Genomic DNA, 22046 nt, shown 5'->3' with positions numbered 1-22046 from the left:
CACGCAAGGAGGCGGTGGCCGGAGAATTCTCCGGCCACCGCCTCATGCGTTTTCAGCTACCGGTCCGCCCGGAGGCGCCGGTCAGCTGCATCCGCTGGTGGACCCGCAGCCCTCGCACAGGTAGCAGCTGCCGGCCCGCTGCATCTTCGTCCCGCAGGAGAAGCACAGGGGGGCGTCGGCGTTGATGCCCAGCTGCATCTCGACCAGTTCGGCGTTGGTGTGCGCCTGCTTCGGGGCCGGGACGGCGGCCTCCTCGACGGCCTTGGCCGCCGGGGTGGACTGCGGCGCCGCGGTCTGGCGCGGTGCCGACTGGGCCAGGCCCTCGACGTCGACCTCGTCGTCGGCCGGCTCGTACGAACCGGTCTCCAGGTGGCGGGTGCGCTCCTCGACGGAGTGGATGCCGAGCGCCGAGCGGGTCTCGAACGGCAGGAAGTCCAGCGCCAGGCGGCGGAAGATGTAGTCGACGATCGACTGCGCCATCCGGACATCCGGGTCGTCGGTCATGCCCGCCGGCTCGAAGCGCATGTTGGTGAACTTCGAGACGTAGGTCTCCAGCGGCACGCCGTACTGGAGGCCGACCGAGACCGCGATGGAGAAGGCGTCCATCATGCCCGCGAGGGTCGAGCCCTGCTTGGACATCTTCAGGAAGACCTCGCCGAGACCGTCGTCCGGGTAGGAGTTGGCGGTCATGTAGCCCTCGGCGCCGCCGACGGTGAAGGAGGTGGTGATGCCGGGACGGCCCTTCGGGAGACGCTTGCGGACCGGTCGGTACTCGACGACCTTCTTCTCGGCGACCGGCTCGGCCTTCTTCTCCTCCTCCTTCTTCTTGGCGGAGAGGGGCTGGCCGACCTTGCAGTTGTCGCGGTAGATCGCGAGCGCCTTCAGGCCGAGCTTCCAGCCCTGGAAGTAGACGTCCTCGATCTCCTCGACGGTGGCGGTCTCCGGGACGTTGACCGTCTTGGAGATCGCGCCCGACAGGAACGGCTGCGCCGCGGCCATCATGCGGACGTGGCCCATCGGGGAGATGGAGCGCTCGCCCATGGCGCAGTCGAAGACCTCGTAGTGCTCGGGCTTGAGGCCGGGGGCGTCGATCACATTGCCGTGGTCGGCGATGTGGGCGACGATCGCCTCGACCTGCTCGGGCTGGTAGCCGAGCCGCTTGAGCGCCTTGGGGACCGTGTTGTTCACGATCTGCATGGAGCCGCCGCCGACCAGCTTCTTGAACTTGACCAGGGCCAGGTCCGGCTCGACGCCCGTGGTGTCGCAGTCCATCATCAGGCCGATGGTGCCGGTGGGGGCCAGCACGGATGCCTGGGCGTTGCGGAATCCGTTCTTCTCGCCGAGGCGGAGGACGTCCTGCCAGGCTTCGGTGGCCGCGGCCCAGACCGGGGTGTCCAGGTCGTCCATGCGCACCGCGGCGCCGTTGGCGTCGGAGTGCTGCTTCATGACGCGCTTGTGGGCGTCGGCGTTGCGGGCGTAGCCGTCGTACGGGCCGACGACCGCGGCCAGTTCGGCGGAGCGCTTGTAGGAGGTGCCGGTCATCAGGGAGGTGATGGCACCGGCCAGCGCGCGGCCGCCGTCGGAGTCGTAGGCGTGGCCGGTGGCCATCAGCAGGGCGCCGAGGTTGGCGTAGCCGATGCCCAGCTGGCGGAAGGCGCGGGTGGTCTCGCCGATCTTCTCGGTGGGGAAGTCGGCGAAGCAGATGGAGATGTCCATCGCCGTGATGACCAGCTCGACGACCTTGGCGAAGCGGGCGGCGTCGAAGGACTGGTTGCCCAGGTCGTCGTCGCGCAGGAACTTCAGGAGGTTGAGCGAGGCGAGGTTGCACGAGGAGTTGTCCAGGTGCATGTACTCGCTGCACGGGTTGGAGGCGGTGATCCGGCCCGTCTCCGGCGAGGTGTGCCAGTGGTTGATGGTGTCGTCGTACTGGATGCCGGGGTCGGCGCAGGCCCAGGCGGCCTCGGCCATCTTGCGGAACAGGCCCTTGGCGTCGACCTCCTCGATGACCTCGCCGGTCATCCGGCCGCGCAGCCCGAACTTCGCACCGGACTCGACGGCCTTCATGAACTCGTCGTTGACGCGGACGGAGTTGTTGGCGTTCTGGTACTGGACGGAGGTGATGTCGTCGCCGCCCAGGTCCATGTCGAAGCCGGCGTCGCGCAGCGCGCGGACCTTCTCCTCCTCCTTGACCTTGGTGTCGATGAACGCCTCGACATCCGGGTGGTCGACGTCCAGGACGACCATCTTGGCCGCGCGGCGGGTGGCGCCGCCCGACTTGATCGTTCCGGCGGACGCATCGGCGCCGCGCATGAAGGAGACCGGGCCGGAGGCGTTGCCACCGGAGGAGAGCAGCTCCTTGGAGGAGCGGATGCGGGAGAGGTTCAGGCCGGCGCCGGAGCCGCCCTTGAAGATCATCCCCTCTTCCTTGTACCAGTCCAGGATCGACTCCATGGAGTCGTCCACGGAGAGGATGAAGCAGGCGCTGACCTGCTGCGGCTGCTGGGTGCCGACGTTGAACCAGACCGGGGAGTTGAAGCTGAAGACCTGGTGGAGGAGGGCGTACGCCAGCTCGTGCTCGAAGATCTCGGCGTCCGCCGGGGAGGCGAAGTAGGCGTGGTCCTCGCCGGCCTTGCGGTAGGTCTTGACCACGCGGTCGATCAGCTGCTTGAGGCTCGACTCCCGGTTGGGGGAGCCCACCGCGCCGCGGAAGTACTTGCTGGTGACGATGTTGACCGCGTTCACCGACCAGAAGTCGGGGAACTCGACGCCGCGCTGCTCGAAGTTGACCGAGCCGTCGCGCCAGTTGGTCATGACGACGTCACGGCGCGCCCACTCCACCTCGTCGTACGGGTGCACGCCGGGGGTGGTGTGGATGCGCTCGATGCGCAGCCCCTTGCTCGCCTTGCTGCCCTTGGCGCGGGAGCCTCGTGCCGGGCCGCTCGTCGTCTCTGTCATTCCGCCTCCCTGTATACGGGCAAACGCCCATATGTGCGCACGCATTCCGTGGCACGGTGTATGTCTTTCGGATGCCGGGACCGCCTGCTCTGGCCCCGACCATGTCCTGGATGTGCGCCGCGCTCAGTCGGCGGCGGTGACGGGAACGGGCAGGGCCGGTCCGGCCTCCCCGTTCCCGCTGTCCTGCGCGGGCGGCGGCTGCTCCCGCAGCTCGCGCAGCTCGCTGATGGCCGCCTCGAAGTCCTCGAGCGAGTCGAAGGCCCGGTAGACCGAAGCGAAGCGCAGGTATGCGACGAGGTCCAGCTCCCGCAGCGGGCCCAGTATGGCGAGCCCGACGTCGTGGGTGGACAGCTCGGCGCTGCCGGTGGCGCGCACCGCCTCCTCGACCCGCTGGCCGAGCTTGGCGAGGGCGTCCTCGGTGACCGGGCGGCCCTGGCAGGCCTTGCGCACGCCCGCGATGACCTTGTTGCGGCTGAAGGGTTCGGTGACCCCGCACCGCTTGATCACCATCAGTGAGGCGGTCTCGACGGTCGTGAAGCGACGGGCGCAGTCGGGGCACTGGCGGCGTCGGCGGATCGAGGTGCCGTCGTCCGTGGTGCGGCTGTCGACGACCCGGCTGTCGGGGTGCCTGCAGAAGGGGCAGTGCATGGCTCCACCCTCCTCACCCTCGTATACGGGCGTACGCCATCGAACCCGGCGTACGACTGAATGGCCCCGCCGGGTCCTCACGGGCCCTTCGGAGCAGCCCCCAGCATAGGCGATCCCCGGGGTCCCGAAGGACCGGGCACCACAACTTGTAGGCAGCGGAACGCATCTAAGCACTAGATGTGGTGTCGGGGCGCTTATAGACGCCTACCGCGTGTCGCGGCGGGGACGGCCCGGGGCGGTCGCCCATGAGGGTACGGGAAGCCACCCGGCCGGCGGGCCGCAGGGGCGGGGATGACACAATCGGCGACCGTGCGAAGGGCCGGGGCGCGGCGCATTTTCGCGAATGCGTGTACCGGACGCCCGAATTGCTTTTCGCCATACACCCAGCTACTTGATCGGGTCAGCCAATCAGCGACTTTTTCACTCGAACGTGTGTTTGGCGCAACCTTTCGAAAGCAACTACCGTTGGCTAACTAGGGAGAACATTTCGAGAGGGGCCGACGTGACCACCACCGCAGACAGCGCGACCATCACCGCACAAAGCCACTCCCAGAGCCGGTTCGATCATCCGCAGTCGGCACGCAACATGCCGATGGACGACGCCACGTTGGCCTCCGAAGAGCCGAAGCCCACGCGCTCGCTGCCCGGCCGGCCGCCGGGGATCCGGGCCGACAGCTCCGGGCTCACCGACCGCCAGCGCCGGGTGATCGAAGTGATCCGGGATTCGGTACAGCGGCGCGGCTACCCGCCGTCGATGCGGGAGATCGGCCAGGCGGTCGGGCTGTCCAGCACGTCCTCCGTCGCCCACCAGCTGATGGCCCTGGAGCGCAAGGGCTTCCTGCGGCGCGATCCGCACCGCCCCCGTGCCTATGAGGTCCGCGGCTCCGACCAGACCACCAGCGCGACGACGGAGACGACCGGCAAGCCCGCGGCGTCCTATGTGCCGCTGGTCGGCCGGATCGCGGCCGGCGGGCCGATCCTCGCCGAGGAATCGGTGGAGGACGTCTTCCCGCTCCCCCGCCAGCTGGTCGGCGACGGCGAGCTGTTCGTGCTGAAGGTCGTCGGCGACTCCATGATCGAGGCCGCGATCTGCGACGGTGACTGGGTCACCGTCCGCCGTCAGCCGGTCGCCGAGAACGGCGACATCGTCGCCGCGATGCTGGACGGCGAGGCCACCGTCAAGCGCTTCAAGCGCGAGGACGGCCATGTGTGGCTGCTGCCGCACAACGCCGCCTACCAGCCGATTCCCGGCGATGAGGCCACCATCCTCGGCAAGGTGGTGGCGGTACTGCGGCGCGTCTGACCGCCGCTCCCCCAGACAGCCCCGGGACCACTGCGCCGGTCCCGGGGCGTGGGGCTGGTTGTGCGCCTAAGCCGACGCCGTCCCCCAGCCGACGCCGGGAGGTCCCCCCTTCGCGGAGGTGGTTGGTCTCCGGTGGGGGTTGCTCAAGCGGTGGTTGCGGTACAGGCGGCCGCCCTAGCCGTCCGAATCCTTTGCCGCCTTGTCGATCGCCGCGAGCGATCGCCGCACCTGATTGCGGTCCGTCGTGTACCAGAAGTCCGGCATCGACTTGCGCAGGAACGAGCCGTAGCGGGCGCGCTCCACCCTGGGGTCCAGGACGGCGACCACACCGCGGTCGCCGGTGGCGCGGACCAGACGCCCGGCTCCCTGGGCCATCAGCAGGGCCGCGTGGGTCGCGGCGACCGCCATGAAGCCGTTGCCGCCGGCCTCCTCCACGGCCTTCTGCCGGGCGCTCATCAGCGGGTCGTCCGGGCGCGGGAAAGGCACCCGGTCCATCACCACCAGCTGGCAGTTCGCCCCCGGGACGTCCACGCCCTGCCACAGGGACAGGGTGCCGAACAGGCAGGTGCGGGCGTCCTCGGCGAACGCCTTGATCAGCTCGCCGAGGGTGTCCTCGCCCTGGAGGAGGATCGGCACATCGAGGCGGCCGCGCAGCGCCTCGGCCGCCGCCTGGGCGCCGCGCATCGACGAGAACAGCCCGAGGGTGCGGCCGCCCGCGGCCTCGACCAGCTCCGCGAGCTCGTCGAGCATGTCCTGGCGGTTGCCCTCGCGGCCGGGCTGGGCCAGATGCTTGGCGACGTAGAGGATCCCCTGCTTCCCGTAGTCGAACGGGGAGCCGACGTCCAGGCCCTTCCAGACCGGCAGGTCCTCGCCCTCGGTGCCCTCGGGGGCCAGGCCCAGGGAGGCGCCGACGCCGTTGAAATCGCCGCCCAGTTTGAGGGTGGCGGAGGTGAGGACCACCGAGCGGTCGGCGAAGAGCTTCTCGCGCAGCAGGCCGGAGACCGAGAGGGGCGCCACCCGCAGGGACGCTCCGAAGCGGTCGTGGCGTTCGTACCAGACCACGTCGTACTCGGAGCCGTTGGCGATGCGCTCGGCGACGGCGTGGACGTTCTCCACCGCGGCCAGGGCCTGTTTGCGGACGGCGTCCTCGTCCTGGACGGATTTGTCGCGGGTGGAGCCGAGCGCGGTGATGACCGTACGGGCGGCGTCCCGCAGCGCCATCAGGCAGTAGCCGAGGTCCTCGGGGATCTCCTCCAGGCGGCCGGGCAGGGCCAGCTCCATCAGCCGCTCGAAGGTCTCGGAGGCGGTCTGGAGCTGGTCGGCGGCCTTTTCGTTGACGAGTTTGGCGGCCCGGCGGACGGCACGGCCGACCTGGCCCGGGGTGAGCTCCCCGGTGGCGACGCCGGTGACCCGGGAGACCAGCTCATGGGCCTCGTCGATGATCAGGACCTCGTGCTGCGGGAGGATCGGGGCGCCCTCGATGGCGTCGATGGCCAGCAGTGCGTGGTTGGTGACCACCACATCGGCGAGCTTGGCGCGCTCCCTGGCGGCCTCCGCGAAGCACTCCGCTCCGTAGGCGCACTTGGAGGCGCCCAGGCACTCCCGGGAGGAGACGGAGACCTGGCCCCAGGCGCGGTCGGAGACACCGGGAGTGAGCGCATCGCGGTCGCCGATCTCGGTCTCGTCCGCCCAGTCGCGCAGCCGCAGCAGGTCCTTGCCGAGCTTGCTGGTGGGCGTCGCCTGCTCGAAGACGTCGAACAGGCCCTCCTCCTCGTCCTGTGGGACGCCCTCGTGCAGACGGTGCAGGCACAGATAGTTGGAGCGGCCCTTGAGCATGGCGAACTGGGGGCGGCGGCGCAGCTGCGGATGGAGCGCCTCGACCGTCCGCGGCAGATCGCGCTCCACCAGCTGGCGCTGGAGAGCGAGGGTGGCCGTGGCGACCACCACCCTCTCGCCGTGGGCCAGCGCCGGGACCAGATAGCCGAGGGACTTTCCGGTGCCGGTGCCGGCCTGGACCAGCAGATGGGAGTTCTCGTCCACCGCCTCGGCGACGGCCTCGGCCATCGCTACCTGGCCGGGGCGCTCGGTGCCGCCGACGGCGGTCACGGCGGCGTGGAGCAGATCGGGGAGGGAGGGCTTCGTCATAGCGTCTGCAAGCCTACGCGGGACCACTGACAGCCGGGCCCGCCTCGGGAAACCCGCCGGTCATGGTGCGTACAGGGGATTGGGGACGGTGCCGTGCACGGCGGCGTGCGGGCGGTCGCGGCGGTCGCGGTAGCCGTCGACGTGCAGCCGGTTGCGGTTCAGACACAGCCGCGCGATCCGCGGGGTGAGCAGGTCGAAGGTCTCGTGCCGCTCCTTCAGGCGCGGGAAGCGCTCGTGGTGGCGGAGGATCTCCGCCCGTACGAGTGACCAGAACTCGGCCTCGGGGACGCCGAGTTGGTCCTCGCACAGCGGTGCCAGATAGCGGAAGACGCCGACGAAGAGACCGGAGTGGATGAACTGGATGAGGAAGGACGGCGGCTCGGTCAGCAGCACCGCCCGGACATCCTGCGGCATGGCGTCGTGCTCGGGCAGCGGCTCGGCGCTGGTGTTGACGTCGTCGACGAAGTCCTTGACCGCGAGGCGAGTGGGGACGTCGTGCTCGTCGAAGACGACGATGGCGTTCTCGCCGTGCGGGGAGAAGACCGTGCCGTAGCGGTAGAGGAAGTGCAGCAGCGGCGGCAGCAGGGCGGCGAACAGGCGGCGCAGCCAGATGCGCGGGGCCAGGCCCGAGCGGCGGACCAGTTCGGCGGTCAGGGCGCGGCCTGCCGGGTCGGTCTGCAGCAGGGAGGCCAGGGTGCGGGCGCGTTCGCCCGGGTCGAGGTGGGGGGTGACCGGTTCGCGCCAGATGCAGCCCAGGAGCTCCTTGAACTGGTACGGGACGCCGGGCAGCCGGTCGTAGAGGGGGTGCTCGACGGTGACGGAGGCGATCTCGCCGAGCAGGATGACCCGGGTCTCGTCGCTCAGATACGGGTCCTCGTCGCGCAGGCCGTGCACCCAGCGGGTGACGGCGGGCGCGGCGAGAGTGCGCTCGGTGGGCAGTCCGCGCCACACCAGGGTGTTGAGGATGGACAGCGGGAGCTTGACCGTGCGGCCCTGGGGGCGGCTGATGTTGGTGAAGGTGCGGATGGACTGCTGCGGCAGGCGGAGGTCGTTGTCAGTGGGCAGCGCGATGATGGATCCGTCGGCGAGCTGCGGCGCGAAGAGCGGGGCGATGGTCTCGTCCCACTGCCAGGGATGCACGGGCAGGTAGAGGTAGTCGGCCGGGTCGCGTCCCTCGTCGGCGACGGTGCGGGCGAAGGTGTCGTGGACGGCGGGGGGCAGTTCCTCGCGGTAGAGACGGTCGGGGGTGGCGAGGGCGGGAATACCGCGGTAGTGGGCCAGGCTGTGGTGCGCGGCCAGCCAGGGCAGCCGCTCGGGCCTGCGGGCTTCGGGCGCCCAGTGCGCGGCGTCGGCGGCCGAGAAGCCGAGCCGGCCTTTGTTGGCGACGAGCCAGGGGTGGCCGGTCTGGTGGCCCTCCAGGGCGGCGTAGTCCAGGTCGGCGAGGTCGGCGGCGCTCAGGGCGGTGGCGTCCAGATGGGCGTCGGCGGCGAGCGTGGCGGTCAGCTCGCGGATGAGATGGCCGGTGGTGTCACCGGACAGGCCCAGCAGGGTGTCATGGGCGCAGGTCAGAAAGCGCAGGGGGTCGGCGTCGGGGGTGAGGGAGGCGGGGTCGATGCGCCAGTGGCCGTAGGCGCCGCGGCGGGCGCGGAAGCGATAGACCAGGTCTTCGGTGACCGGCAGGCGGTAGTACGCGCCGCCGTCGGGGGAGGTTCCGTCGGTGGCGCTGCCCTCGGGCTCGGGGGTGAGGATTTCCTCGTACGCGAATTCCGCCAGCATCTTGGCGAACAGTCGGCGTGCGGCGTGCTGCCAGGCACTGTGCGAGGGCTGGTGCGCGGAAGACAAGGCGGGACTCCTCGAAACGGGACGGCCCCGGCACGTACGGGGGACAGCCGGGGCGGGGGTGGACGGGGACGGAGGTCACAGCAGCGCGCGATGACGACGGTCGCGGATCATCAACGCCGCGCGTTTGCCGGGCAGTTCGATCTCCTGGCTGTAGTGGAAGCCCGCGCTGAGGAACGCCGCGACGGACGCGGTGTTGCGCAGATCGGGCTCGGCGATGACGCGGGGGCAGCGGGGCCGGCGGTCCAGTACGAGATCGGCGGTGGCGCGCAGCAGGGTGGTGCCGAGGCCGCGGCCGCGGTCGTGCGCCCCGCCGATCAGGAGGTGCACCCCGGTGTCCTGGGGCCGGGCCGGGTAGCAGCGGGCCACGGGGTCCAGGTCGGCGCGGTAGATCTCCCAGTAGCTCATCGGCACCCCGTTCAGCACGCCGAGGAAGGGCACGCTGCGGCCGTCGCCGTCCAGCTGGGTACGCAGATGGGCTTCGGTGGTGTCCGGTGCGCCGGCCAGTTCCCAGAAGGCGGCGACGGCCGGATCGTTCATCCAGCGGACGATCCGGTCCAGATCGCGGTCCGGGCGGACGGGGACCAGCGCGAACGGCCCGGCGGGGGTGTCGGCCGCGGCGCCGTCGGTCAGGCCGTCGAGCGGGTCCTCAGGGCGGTCGAGGGTGTCCTCGGGACGGTCGAGGCTCTCCTCGGAGCCGGTGCCGGGGCCGAGGCGGGTGGTGGGCACGGCGACGCTCTCCTCTCGTGGCCGTCTGCGGGGGGGCGGGCCGCGGACGGCGGCCCGCGGCGGGGGCTGGGTGACGACGGGGCTAGATGGCGAGGGGGTTGGGCACGGTGACGTAGACGGACTGGGTGTCCACGGGGCCGACGAGTTCGTCCAGGCCGTGGAGCCGTGTGGCGAGGTTGGCCTTGCAGCGCAGGGTGCGGGCGGTCAGCAGGTGCTCGGGCAGGGTGGAGCGGTGGGCGCGGGGGGCCGCGGCGGCGTCGGCCAGGAAGCGGCGGAAGGCGGCGAGCAGGACCTCCTCGCGGATCAGGCGCTGCGCGCCGAAGGCTCCGATGAGGCCGAGGACGTTGTTGATGCCGAGGTAGTAGGCGAACCGCTCGTCGGTGACGTCGTCGGCGACGAAGGTGTCGCTGGTGGCGCCGATGCCGGGCAGCCGTCGCTGGAGGTCGGCGCGGCGGGATTCGCGGAAGTAGTAGCCCTGGTTGTCGCGGTAGCGGCCGCCGACGGGCCAGCCGTCGGGATCGAGCAGCACCAGGGTGTTCTGCTGGTGGGCCTCCAGGGCGACGCCGGCGGTGCCGTCGAGCCAGAGCACGGGCCGGACGACCGCTTCGAGGTAGCGCAGGAACCACTCGGTGGCGACGGCGCCCTGGGGGCGGCCGGTGCGGGCGGCGAGCGCGGTGACGATGTCCTCGAGCCGGGAGCGTACGCCCAGGTGGCCGGGCCAGGGCCGGGGCGAGGTGAGCCCGGCGATGCAGACGGCGTCGTCGGTGGTGGTGAAGGGGTTGTGGCGGATGACGACGTCCAGGCCCTGGACGGGGCGGCCGTCGAGGCCGTCGACGGCGAGATAGGCCGGGTCGCGGATGATGTCGAAGCCCGGGTGGACGGCCTGCCACTGCTCGGCCAGCCCGGTGCGCAGCAGCCGGTGCACCTCCACGCCGCGCTCCAGCTCCTTGCGGAGGTTCTCCCGGCGGGAGTTGGTGATGCGCAGGCCCAGGGAGAGCTTGAGCATGGCGTTCGCTTCGGGGCGGTGGACGGTGCGTACGGAGGAGGTGGGGTGCCACAGGGGGCCGTGCGGGCCCAGGTCGTGCAGCAGCCCGGCGTCGCGGAGGGCGGCGATGTCGGGGCGGGCGGCCAGTTCACGGGCCTGCCAGGGGTGCAGCGGCAGCGGCACGGTGTCGGCGGGGAGGTGGAGCGTGCCCTCGGCGAGGTCGGCGGCGAGGCGTTCGGCCGGTACGGGCTTGCCGCGTTCGGTCCAGGCGGAGTCGGCGGCCAGGACGGAGCGGTGGACGGCCGTCCAGTGCAGCGCGAAGGCGCCGCGCAGTTCGGGGGAATAGGCGCGGGTCTCGGCGTCGGTGAGGCCCTCGCGGCTCTTGGGGGTGGGGTGCAGCGGATGGCCCAGGAGCAGGGACTGTTCGGCTTCGAGGAAGAGGGAGGTGTGGGTGTCGGCGGGGCGGGTGCGGCGGTCGGCGAGGAAGACGGCGGTGCTGCGGACGGAGGCCGCGACCCGGCCGACGAGTTCGGTGCCGTCGCCGTCGGGCGCCTGCGGCCGCTCGCCCTCGGGGGCGGTGCCGTCCGGGGCGCGGCGTTCGCCGCCGTGTGCGGCCTCGCGGCGCAGCAGGGCGGCGAGGGTGACGGCGTCCAGGGGTGCGGCGGTGGGCGGGGCGCCTTCGAGGGTGGGGGCGCCCAGGCGGTGCCAGCCGGTGGGCGACCAGTAGCGGACGGGGAGGTGCAGGGCGGTGCCGCTGGCGTGCAGCGGGATGCGCAGTTGGCCGCCGGCGGGGCGGCGGGCGCCGCTTTCGCGGATCCAGCAGCGCAGCAGGCTCTCGATACCGGCGGCGTCGGCGGCGGCCGCCGGATCGGGGTGGTCGAGGGGGTCGCTGGTGGCGGGCAGCGCCCGGTCGCAGGGGCGCGGGGCGCCGTGGGCGGCGGCGGGGGGCCGGGTCTGGCGCTCGTGGAGCGGCTGGTGGCAGGCGTCGTCGGCGGTGTGGCGCTGCTGACGCGGCACGGTCGGTTCGGTGGCGGCGCCGCCGTGCGGGTGGGCGGCGGCCGGGGTCCCGTCGGGGCCGGGGCGTTCGTTCATGGGGTGGTGCCTCGCAGTGTCGTGGGGGACGAGCCCGTCGGCCCGGGGGTGGTGCGGTCCGCCGCCGCGATGGCGTCGGCGAGGCGGTCGAGGATCGCGTCCGCCTGTTCGTCGGTGATGGTCAGGGGCGGCAGCAGGCGGACGACGGCGCTGTGCCGGCCGCCGAGTTCGACGATCAGGCCGCGGTCCAGGCAGGCGCGCTGGACGGCGGCGGCGAGCTGGGGGGCGGCGGGGCGGACGCCGCCGGGACCGGCGTCGGCGTCGCGGTCGACGAGTTCGACGCCGAGCATCAGTCCGCGGCCGCGGACGTCGCCGATGCAGTCGTGGTGGACGGCGAGGGAGCCGAGCCGGGCGAGCATCCGGGCGCCCAGCTCCTGGGCGCGGCGGGCGAGTTGGTGCTCGCGGACGTAGGCGAGGGTGGCGCGTCCGGCGGCCATCGCGAGCTGGTTGCCGCGGAACGTTCCGGCATGCGCGCCGGGCTGCCAGGCGTCGAGGTCGCCGCGGTAGACGATCACGGCGAGCGGCAGGCTGCCGCCGATGGCCTTCGACAGGACCAGGACGTCGGGCACGATCCCGCTGTGTTCGACGGCCCAGAAGGCGCCGGTGCGGCCGACGCCGGTCTGTACCTCGTCGACGATCAGCGGGATGTCCCGTTCGGCGGTGATCTGCCGCATCCGCCGCAGCCAGTCGTCCGGTGCGGGGATCACCCCGCCCTCGCCCTGGACGGGCTCCAGGATCATCCCGGCGGGCCGCACGACCCCGCTCTTGTCGTCGTCGAGGAGGTTCTCGGTCCAGCGGGCGGACAGTTCGGCGCCGCGTTCGCCGCCGGTGCCGAAGGGGCAGCGGTAGTCGTAGGGGTAGGGCAGCCGGGTCACACCGGTGTGCCGCGCTCCCCCGGAGGCCGCGAGCGCCTGGGCGGTCATCCCGTGATACGCGCCGGAGAACGCCATCAGACCGTCCCGGCCGGTTGCCGTGCGCACCAGTTTGAAGGCGGCCTCCACGGCGTCCGTACCGGCCGGTCCGCAGAACTGGATGCGTGCGGTTTCGGCCAGTTTCGGCGGCAGGGTGGCGAACAGTTCGGTGACGAAGTCGTCCTTGACGGGGGTCGCGAGGTCCAGGATGTGCAGCGGTGCGCCGGAGTCGAGGACCTTGTGGATCGCTTCGAGCACCACGGGGTGGTTGTGGCCGAGGGCCAGGGTGCCGGCGCCGGAGAGGCAGTCGAGATAGCGGCGGCCGTCGGCTCCCTCGATGGTCAGTCCGCGGGCGCGTACCGGAACGATGGGCAGCGAGCGCGCGTAGGTACGGGCAGCGGACTCACGCAGGGACTGGCGGCGCAGGATCCCTTCGTGGGCCGACGGTCCTGCCGCCGGCACGGTTTCGGTCAACGCCACGGCAGTTGTGTCCTCCTGCTGGTGTGCTGTTGGATGCCGCGCGGGCCGTACGTCCGCCCGGCGGTCCCCCGTACGTACCAACGACGGTGCCGGCGGGGGATCACGGTCGGCGTCAAGATCCTTGCGGGGGCGGAACCGGGGACCCGGCTACCACCGTCTTGCCCGACACCGGCATAGTGGGGGGCCGCACCGCGATCTTGCCGTCCATGACAACTGCACAGCGGTGCGGGGCAAAACCGGCCGCACCGGCCTTTTCGACTCAGGATTCACTCAGGGGGAACTCACCCATGCGATCGATACGTCGGCCTGTGATGGCCGCCGCCGCTCTCACCGCCGTGGTGGCGTTGACCGCGACCGGCTGCGGACCGTCGGACGACAACGCGGACGCGAAGCCGACCCAGTCGGCCGCGGACACCTCGGGCGGGGGTGAGATCAAGATCCCCAAGGACATCCAGGACAAGCTCAAGGCCCACGGCATCGACCTGGACAAGTGGAAGAACGGGGAGTGGAAGAACTGGGACCGCAAGAAGTGGCTCCGCGAGGCGGGCCAGTTCATCAACCCGATCATCAAGGACTTCTGGAACCCGGACAAGATCGGCAAGGCCAAGCCGCCGGAGGACGGCACCAAGCCCGGTGACGTCTCCGAGGACCAGGGCAAGACGGACCCGGAGCCCGCGGCCGTTCCGGCCAAGGCCGTGGGGACGCCGTACACCTCCACCGCGCCGGGTGTCGGTCTGCTGGTCTTCAGCACCCCCGAGGGTGAGTCGCGCTGTTCCGCGACGGTCGTCAAGGACCCGGCACACCCCGGCAAGTCCAACCTGGTGTGGACCGCGGCGCACTGTGTGCACGCCGGCAAGAACGGCGGCTGGTACCGCAACCTGGTGTTCGTGCCGAGCTTCAACAAGAACGGCGGCACCGAGGCCAAGCTCAAGACCGCGCCGTACGAGGACCGTGTCCCCGAGGGCAAGTGGTGGGCGGACGACCTGGCCACGTCCAAGGAGTGGATCCAGGCCGGCGGCGCCGTGCCGGGCGTCCCGATGGCTCCGTACGACTTCGCGCTGATGCATGTGCGCCCCGAGGAGAGCACCGGCGGCAAGTCGCTGGAGGAGATCGCCGGCGGCGCCTACCAGGTGGGCTTCAACGCTCCGGCGATCGGCAAGATCCCGAGCCTGACCGCGCAGGGCTACCCGGCCGAGGCCCCGTTCGACGGCGCCTCGCAGCAGCAGTGCACCGACAAGCCGACCCGCCTGTCGCTGGACGCCAAGAAGCCGACCATGTACCGCATCGGCTGCACCATGACCGGTGGCTCCTCCGGTGGCCCCTGGTTCACCAAGGGCCCGGACGGCAAGCCGCTCCTGATCTCCAACATGTCGATGGGTCCGCGCCCGGCGAAGTGGGCGGCCGGCCCGCACCTGGGTCCCGAGGCCAAGGCCATCTTCGACGCGATGAGCAAGAAGTGGGCCAGCAAGCAGTAATGAGCGGCTGAGACACGAAGGCCCGCCCCGGGGTGTTCCCGGGGCGGGCCTTCGTCGTCGGTGCTGCCGCTGGTCCCGGCCGGCTAGGCGGCCGGGACGAACGGCTGGAACTCGGCGGCCAGTTCCTCGTGCACCCGCGCCTTGAGGACCGTGCCCTCGGGGGTGTGCTCCTCGGAGAGGACCTCACCCTCGGCGTGCGCCCGCGACACCAGGGCGCCCTGGGTGTAGGGCACCAGCGCCACGATCTCCACCTGGGGGCGGGGCAGTTCCTCGTCGAGGAGCGCGAGCAGCTCCTCCATGCCCTGGCCCGTACGGGCGGACACGGCGAGCGCGTGCTTCTCGTTGCGCAGCAGCCGCTGGAGGACGAGCGGATCGGCGGCGTCCGCCTTGTTGACGATCACGATCTCGGGCACGTCCGTCGCACCGACCTCGCGGATCACCTCGCGGACGGCGGCCAGCTGCTCCTCCGGCACCGGATGCGAGCCGTCGACCACATGCAGGATGAGATCGGAGTCGCCGACCTCCTCCATCGTGGAACGGAACGCCTCGACCAGGTGGTGCGGCAGATGCCGGACGAATCCGACGGTGTCGGCGAGGGTGTAGAGCCGCCCGCTGGGGGTCTCGGCCCGGCGGACGGTGGGGTCCAGGGTGGCGAACAGGGCGTTCTCCACCAGGACACCGGCGCCGGTGAGGCGGTTGAGCAGGGAGGACTTTCCGGCGTTGGTGTAGCCGGCGATGGCGACCGAGGGGACCTTGTTGCGCCGGCGTTCCTGGCGCTTGGTGTCCCGGCTGGTCTTCATGTCCGCGATCTCCCGGCGCAGCTTCGCCATCCGCTCGCGGATCCGCCGCCGGTCGGTCTCGATCTTGGTCTCACCGGGACCACGGGTGGCCATACCGCCGCCCGTCGAACCGGAGCCACCGCCACCCATCTGCCGCGACAGCGACTGGCCCCAGCCCCGCAGCCTGGGGAGCATGTACTGCATCTGTGCCAGCGAGACCTGCGCCTTGCCCTCCCGGGACTTGGCGTGCTGGGCGAAGATGTCGAGGATCAGGGCGGTGCGGTCGACCACCTTGACCTTGACGACGTCCTCCAGGTGGATCAGCTGGCCCGGGGAGAGCTCACCGTCGCAGACCACGGTGTCGGCCCCGGATTCGAGCACGATGTCGCGCAGCTCCAGCGCCTTGCCGGAGCCGATGTAGGTGGCCGGGTCCGGCTTGTCGCGGCGCTGGATGACGCCGTCGAGCACCAGGGCGCCGGCGGTCTCGGCGAGGGCGGCGAGCTCGGCCAGGGAGTTCTCCGCCTCCTGGGCCGAGCCGGTGGTCCACACGCCGACGAGCACGACCCGCTCCAGGCGGAGCTGGCGGTACTCGACCTCGGTGATGTCCTCGAGCTCGGTGGACAGGCCCGCGACACGGCGCAGCGCCGCACGCTCCGAGCGGTCGTACTGGTCGCCGTCCCGCTCCCCGTCGATCTCGTGGCTCCAGGCGACGTCCTCTTCCATCAGGGCGTCGGCCCGAAGGCTCTCGGGGAGGCGCTGCCGGCCTGGCGGAAGGGAAGAAGAGGAGGTCATTTGATCCTTTGCGTCGTCGGGCGGTCCTCGTCGGGGACCGGGTGGTCCCACCGTGACCTTCGCTGGTCCTGCGGTTTGCCGGTGCCCCGAGCGGCATCAGCTGCTCGTGCGGCTTCGACAAGCACAACGTCCGAGCCGTGCAGGAGATTCCCGGCCGGGCCGTCGGGCGTCGACCCGAAGATGGTCGCACGGCCCGTTACCGCCCGTCACGCGGGTTTCCGGCGATTTCCGGCGAGGGGCCCCCGCAGTGCCTCGGACGGCCCACCGGCCGGCGGTCGGTGCGCCCGTACGGCGCGCTGCGACCGCCACTCGGGGTGGCCCGGCATCGACGGGGTCTTGTCGCCGTAGAGCCAGCCGTGGAAGAAGTCGGTCAGGTCCTGTCCGGAGATCTCCGAGGCCAGGCGGACGTAGTCGGCGGTACCGGCGACGCCGTCGCGGTGGCGGCGCACCCAGGTCCGCTCCAGTCGGTCGAAGGCGGCGGGACCGATGCGGTGCCGCAGGGCGTAGAAGACCAGGGCGCCGCCGTCGTAGATGGAGGGCCGGAAGATGCTGATCTTCTCGCCGGGGCTGGCGGGCTTGGGCTCCGCGGGCGGTCCGCCGGCGGCGCGCCAGGCGTCGGACTCCTGGTAGGCGCGCTGCATCCGCGTGTCCAGGGAGGCCCGTGCGCCGCCCTTCTCCTGGGCGTAGAGCGCCTCGTACCAGGTGGCGTGCGCCTCGTTCAGCCAGACGTCGGACCAGCGGCGGGGGCTGACGCTGTCGCCGAACCACTGGTGGGCCAGCTCGTGGACCATGACCGACTCGACGTACCAGTCGGGCATCCGTCCGGAGGTGAACAGCTGGCTCTCGAAGAGCGAGAGGGTCTGGGTCTCCAGCTCGAAGCCGGTGTGCGCGTCCGCGATCAGCATCCCGTAGTTCTCGAACGGGTAGGGGCCGACCTTGCGCTCCATCCAGGCGAGCTGGCCCGGTGTCTTGGCCACCCAGGGGGCGAGCGCCGCGCGCTGTGCGGTCGGGACGACGCTGCGGACCGGCAAGCCGTTCGGCCCCCGGGCGTGCAGCACGGTGGAGCGGCCCACGGAGACCTGTGCCAGCTCGGTGGCCATGGGGTGGACGGTGCGGTACGTCCAGACGCGGCGCTGACCGCGGTTCTCCTGGCCGGCCGGCTCGCCGTTGGCGACGGCCGTCACTCCCTGGGGCGTGGTGATGCGGAAGGTGAAGTACGCCTTGTCGGAGGGGTGGTCGTTGCAGGGGAAGACGCGGTGTGCGGCGTCGGCCTGGTTGGCCATGGCCAGTCCGTCGCCGGTGCGCAGCCAGCCGCCGTCGCCCGATCCGCGCGGATCGCTGGTGTGCCGTACGACGATGTGCAGCTGCTCCCCGGCGGTGATCGGGGCGACGGGGGTGACCACCAGGTCCTCGCCGTGCTGCTGGTGGCCGGCGGGCGCGCCGTCGACCTCCACGGAGCGGACCGTGCCGCGGGCGAAGTCGAGGTTGACGTGGTCCAGGGCCTCGGTGGCACGGGCGGTGATCTCGGTGACGGCATCCAGCGGCCGGTCGTTGTGGCCGGAGTAGTCCAGGTCGACGTGGTAGGAGGTGACGTCGTAGCCGGGGTTGCCGAGGGTGGGGAACAGCCGGTCGCCGATGCCCAGGGCGCCGGGGGCGGCCGGGGGCGGGGCGGCGCCGAGGAGGGTGAGGGCGGCCAGCGAGAGGACGGCGGCCCGGCGGGCCGCCCGGGCCGGGTTCCGCCGCCCTACGGGGCGGGGCGGGGTGGCGGCGGGATCGGACGGCGGTCGACGCGAGGGAAGCGACATGGATTACGGCTATCAGCGCCACCGCGGCCCTTGCGGACGGCACGGCAGAACGGCACCCGAAAGGGCGGAGGTTCGGGCGTCCGGCTCATCTCCGGGTGCGGGACTGCTAGGTCCGGTCCGACGGGCGGGCGCGCGGGCCTACCGGACGCGCAGTGCGCCCGTCGGCCGGCCCCGGCCCGCGCGCAGCACGTCGAAGACCCCCGGGACCTCACGCATCGCGCGCATCAGGGACGGCAGCCCGGCGACGTTGGGCAGATGCAGCGTGTAGGTGTGGCGGACCCGCTGTTCATGCGGGGGCTCGACGGCGGCGGAGACCACGGCGGCGCCCTGGGCGGCGATCGCCTCGGTGAGGTCGGCCAGCAGATGCGGCCGGCTGAAGGCTTCGGCCAGGAGGGTCACCCGGCAGCCGTGCCCGGTGCGGTCCGTACAGCGCCAGCGCACCCCGACCGGCTGCCGGCCGGTCGCCGCCATCCGCGCGACGACCGGGCACAGGGCGCGGTGCACGGTGACCGTGCCGCCCCGTACGGCGAACCCGGTGACGTTGTCCGGCGGCACCGGTGTGCAGCAGCCCGCCAGCCGTACGGAGGCGCCGGGCAGGTCCGCGACGGCCAGGACGCCGGCGGGGGTGGGCTCGGCCGGGGCGCCCGCTCCGGGGCAGGCGGCGGGGCCGGGCGGGGGCGGCTCCTGGGGGCGCTCGCCGCTCTCCTGCCCCGGGGGCCGCGACAGCCACCGGGAGATGGCGAGCCGGGCGGCGGGCGTACGGGCGTGGTCGAGCCACTCGGGGGCCGGGCCGGTGGCGGAGTCGGGCGCCATCAGGAGGTGCAGGCGGTCGCCGTCGTGCAGGACGGTGGCGAGGGTGGCGAGGCGGCCGTTGACCCGGGCGCCGAGGCAGCAGTGCGCCGCCTCGCCGTGCCGGGCGTAGGCGGCGTCGACGCAGCTCGCCCCGGCGGGCAGGCCGATGGCGCCGTCCGCGGGGCCGCCGGGCGGGCCGCCCGTGCAGAAGACGGTGATCTCCCCCTCCTGCGCCAGGTCGTCGCGCAGCGAGGTCCAGAAGGTGTCCGGGTCGGGGGTGGTGCGCTGCCACTCCAGGAGGCGGGAGAGCCACCCCGGGCGGGTCGGGTCGGCCCGTTCGCCGTCCGGTGCGTCCGAGCCGTCCGTGGGGGCGTACGGATTGCCCAGCGCGATCACCCCGGCCTCGGCGACCCGGTGCATCTGGTGCGTACGGATCAGCGTCTCGGCGATCTGGCCGAACTCGCCGGAGACGGCGGTGTGCAGCGACTGGTAGAGGTTGAACTTCGGGGCGGCGATGAAGTCCTTGAACTCGGAGACCACCGGGGTGAAGCAGGTGTGCAGCTCCCCCAGGACCGCATAGCAGTCGGCGTCCTCGGTCACCAGGACCAACAGCCGCCCCAGGTCCGCGCCGGTCAGCTCGCCGCGGGCCAGCCGTACCCGGTGCACGGAGACGAAATGCCGCGGCCGCACCAGGACTTCGGCCGGGATCCTGGCCTCGTCCAGGGTCGTACGGACCCGTGCGGCGATGGCGGCGAGCGGGTCGGGGCGGACGGAGTGCTCGGCGACCAGGCGGCGGGTGGTGGCGTACTCCTCCGGGTGCAGGATCGCGAAGACCAGGTCCTCCAGCTCGGTCTTGAGCGCCTGTACTCCCAGCCGTTCGGCGAGCGGAATGAGCACATCGCGGGTGACCTTGGCGATCCGGGCCTGTTTCTCGGGGCGCATCACGCCGAGGGTGCGCATGTTGTGCAGCCGGTCGGCGAGCTTGATGGACATCACCCGCACGTCGTTGCCGGTGGCGACGAGCATCTTGCGGAAGGTCTCCGGCTCCGCGGCGGCGCCGTAGTCGACCTTCTCCAGCTTGGTGACCCCGTCGACCAGATAGCAGACCTCGGAGCCGAACCGCTCCCGCACCTGATCCAGCGTCACTTCCGTGTCCTCGACGGTGTCGTGGAGCAGGGAGGCGGTCAAGGTGGTGGTCTCCGCGCCCAGTTCGGCGAGGATGAGGGTGACCGCCAGCGGGTGGGTGATGTACGGCTCGCCGCTCTTGCGCATCTGGCCGCGGTGCGAGGACTCGGCCAGCGCATACGCCTTGCTCAGGATGTCCAGATCGGCGTCGGGGTGGTGGCGGCGGTGCACCTTGGCGACGTGTTCGAGCGCGTCGGGGAGGCCGTGGCGGCCGGCCGTCCCGAGCAGCGCGGCACGTCCGATACGGCGCAGCCCCCGCACGGCCGGCCGGTGCCGGGCGCGCCTGCGCCCCGGTGCGTCCGGGCTCTCGGGGTCAGTGGCCTCTGCGCTCATGGGCACCTCCGGCGGCGTCGACCGGCGGCGGGACGCCCTCCCTCGGCATCACATGGGAACGTCCGGGCCGGTGCTTGATGCTACCGAGCCCATCACGCACCGCTGACCGCCTCTCGCTCAGAGTGAAACAGATCACCCATTCGAGCGAATTCGCGGGCGAAGTCCTCCCGGTCAGGCGAGCGCTGTGGTCAGCCAGTCCGGATCGAAGGTCCCCTCGGCGACGATCACGGCCGGGCCGGTCATCTCGACCGTGCCGTCGGGCAGCTCGGTGATCGACAGGCTGCCGCCGAGGACGTCGACGGTGTAGGTGACGGGCAGACCGGTCACGGCGGGGTCGGCGCCGTCCCGGCGTACGGCGGCCACCGCGACCGCACAGGCGCCGGTGCCGCAGGAGCGGGTCTCGCCCGAGCCGCGCTCGTGCACCCGCATCGCCACATGGCGCGGACCGCGGTCGACGACGAACTCGATGTTCACCCCGTCCGGATACACCGACGCCGGAGCGAACGGCGGCGCCTCCCGCAGATGCCCGGCGTGCGCGAGGTCCTCGACGAAGGCGACCGCATGCGGATTGCCCATGTTCACGTTACGGGCCGGCCAGCTGCGGCCGTCCACGGTGACCGTGACGCCCTCCTCGGGGAGCTCGGCGCGCCCCATGGAGACCGTGACATCGCCGGACTTGGCCAGATGCACCCGGCGCACGCCGGCGCGGGTGGCGATGGCCACATCGCCCGCCTCCACCAGGCCCGCGTGCAGCAGGTAGCGGACGAAGACGCGGACGCCGTTGCCGCACATCTCGGCGACGGAGCCGTCGCCGTTGCGGTAGTCCATGAACCACTCGGCCTCGCCCGCCTGCTCGCGCGCCTCCGGGTGCGCCGCGGCCCGTACGACGCGCAGCAGCCCGTCACCGCCGAGCCCGGCACGCCGGTCGCAGATCCGGGCGACCGCGGCCGCGGACAGGTCGAGCCGGCCCTCGGGGTCGGGAACGATCACGAAGTCGTTCTCGGTGCCGTGGCCCTTGAGGAAAGCGATACGCGGTGTGGTCACAAGCTGAATCGTACGGGCGCACGGGCCCGGACGCCCGTACGGGGTGCGGCCGCGGTCAGCGCAGCCGGGCCACCCGCCAGATGGCGAGGGCCGCCAGGACGGCCACCACCGCGGCATACAGGACGACGATGTGCCACCGGGCACGGCGGCCGGAGCCCCGGGAGGGCAGCCCCGGCCAGGTGTGACCGGCGCGGCGGGCGGCCATCATGCCCCAGCCCGCGGCGCAGCAGCACAGCAGCAGACCGAGCATCGCTATCACGGCGCCGCCGTCCCCGCCGAACTCGAACGCGAGCGGGAACCCGAACATCAGCGAGCCGAGGGAGGCGAGCACCACGACCGGCGCGAGCTGCCACAGCCGCAGCCGGCGCGGGGGGCGCAGCTCCCGGAACGACTCGCCGCCTTCGGCGGGAGCGCCGGGGTGGGGGACGACCAGGTCGTCGAGAGGGTCCGGGGCTTCCAGGGCGGCCGGGCCGTCCAGATCCGTCGGGTCGTCGAGACCGTCCGGGGCGTCCGGGTCGCTCGGGCCCGCCGGGTGGTCCAGGACATCCCTGCCGTCGACGGCCTCATGGGTGTCCGGGCCGTCCTGGGGCGTCGGTGCGGTGCCGTCCGGGCGGTCCGTCTGCCCGTGCCGTTCCCGGGCTCCGTTGCGAGGGCCGGCCTCCATTGCCACGCGCCCTCCCCACTCCAGACTGCACGCCTCGATCGAAGGTCGATGATGACACGCCCTCAGCGGCCCGGATGACGGCCGGAGCGT

General features: G+C 72.1%; 14 protein-coding genes. 2 read left to right on the top strand and 12 right to left on the bottom strand.

Going from position 1 to position 22046, the window contains the following annotated elements; all coding sequences use genetic code 11:
• Positions 1–81: 81 nt before the first annotated feature.
• Positions 82–2955: a vitamin B12-dependent ribonucleotide reductase gene (locus B1H19_RS29665; RefSeq protein WP_083107789.1), complete on the bottom strand. Its 2874-nt coding sequence runs from the start codon at positions 2953–2955 to the stop codon at positions 82–84.
• 123 nt (positions 2956–3078) lie between these two features.
• A complete protein-coding gene (gene nrdR, locus B1H19_RS29660) occupies positions 3079–3603 on the bottom strand; it encodes a transcriptional regulator NrdR (protein ID WP_083107788.1) in 525 nt (174 codons plus the stop codon).
• Positions 3604–4105: 502 nt separating this feature from the next.
• On the opposite strand from nrdR, the gene lexA reads away from it, so the two are divergent.
• Complete coding sequence (gene lexA, locus B1H19_RS29655; RefSeq protein WP_083107787.1) at positions 4106–4906, top strand: transcriptional repressor LexA; 801 nt, start codon at positions 4106–4108, stop codon at positions 4904–4906.
• 174 nt (positions 4907–5080) lie between these two features.
• Here the strand turns inward: lexA and B1H19_RS29650 are convergent, their stop codons facing one another.
• The 5 genes from B1H19_RS29650 to B1H19_RS29630 all read right to left on the bottom strand — a co-directional run bounded on the left by B1H19_RS29650 (position 5081) and on the right by B1H19_RS29630 (position 13087).
• Positions 5081–7051: an ATP-dependent DNA helicase gene (locus tag B1H19_RS29650; protein ID WP_083107786.1), complete on the bottom strand. Its 1971-nt coding sequence runs from the start codon at positions 7049–7051 to the stop codon at positions 5081–5083.
• A 60-nt stretch (positions 7052–7111) separates the two neighbouring features.
• Entirely contained in the window at positions 7112–8893 is a 1782-nt protein-coding gene (locus B1H19_RS29645) for an IucA/IucC family protein (protein WP_237289555.1), read from the bottom strand.
• A gap of 75 nt (positions 8894–8968) precedes the next feature.
• Positions 8969–9619 carry a GNAT family N-acetyltransferase gene (locus B1H19_RS29640; protein WP_083107785.1) on the bottom strand — a complete coding sequence of 217 codons (651 nt, stop codon included), beginning with the start codon at positions 9617–9619 and terminating at the stop codon, positions 8969–8971.
• Positions 9620–9701: 82 nt separating this feature from the next.
• Entirely contained in the window at positions 9702–11696 is a 1995-nt protein-coding gene (locus B1H19_RS29635) for an IucA/IucC family protein (RefSeq protein ID WP_203237255.1), read from the bottom strand.
• Complete coding sequence (locus B1H19_RS29630) at positions 11693–13087, bottom strand: diaminobutyrate--2-oxoglutarate transaminase family protein (protein WP_083107784.1); 1395 nt, start codon at positions 13085–13087, stop codon at positions 11693–11695. The genes B1H19_RS29635 and B1H19_RS29630 overlap by 4 nt, the downstream gene beginning before the upstream one ends.
• Before the next feature lie 287 nt (positions 13088–13374).
• On the opposite strand from B1H19_RS29630, the gene B1H19_RS29625 reads away from it, so the two are divergent.
• Complete coding sequence (locus B1H19_RS29625; protein WP_203237254.1) at positions 13375–14562, top strand: trypsin-like serine peptidase; 1188 nt, start codon at positions 13375–13377, stop codon at positions 14560–14562.
• An 83-nt stretch (positions 14563–14645) separates the two neighbouring features.
• Here B1H19_RS29625 and hflX read toward each other — a convergent pair whose 3' ends face one another.
• From hflX to B1H19_RS29600, 5 genes are all read right to left on the bottom strand, one after another.
• Entirely contained in the window at positions 14646–16133 is a 1488-nt protein-coding gene (hflX, locus tag B1H19_RS29620) for a GTPase HflX (protein WP_083107782.1), read from the bottom strand.
• Positions 16134–16339: 206 nt separating this feature from the next.
• Positions 16340–17938, bottom strand: coding sequence for a M1 family metallopeptidase (locus B1H19_RS29615; RefSeq protein ID WP_083107781.1), 1599 nt, complete (start codon positions 17936–17938; stop codon positions 16340–16342).
• A gap of 138 nt (positions 17939–18076) precedes the next feature.
• Positions 18077–20248: a RelA/SpoT family protein gene (locus B1H19_RS29610; RefSeq protein WP_083107780.1), complete on the bottom strand. Its 2172-nt coding sequence runs from the start codon at positions 20246–20248 to the stop codon at positions 18077–18079.
• Between the two features lie 171 nt (positions 20249–20419).
• Positions 20420–21292 carry a diaminopimelate epimerase gene (gene dapF / locus B1H19_RS29605; protein WP_237289554.1) on the bottom strand — a complete coding sequence of 291 codons (873 nt, stop codon included), beginning with the start codon at positions 21290–21292 and terminating at the stop codon, positions 20420–20422.
• A 55-nt stretch (positions 21293–21347) separates the two neighbouring features.
• Positions 21348–21956, bottom strand: a complete 609-nt coding sequence (locus B1H19_RS29600) for a hypothetical protein (protein ID WP_083107778.1) — start codon at positions 21954–21956, stop codon at positions 21348–21350.
• Between the last annotated feature and the right edge of the window lie 90 nt (positions 21957–22046).

The sequence above is a fragment of the Streptomyces gilvosporeus genome (assembly GCF_002082195.1).
Classification (GTDB): domain Bacteria; phylum Actinomycetota; class Actinomycetes; order Streptomycetales; family Streptomycetaceae; genus Streptomyces; species Streptomyces gilvosporeus.
Note: the sequence above shows the minus strand (reverse complement) of the source record. Positions and strands in the feature narration are given on the sequence as shown.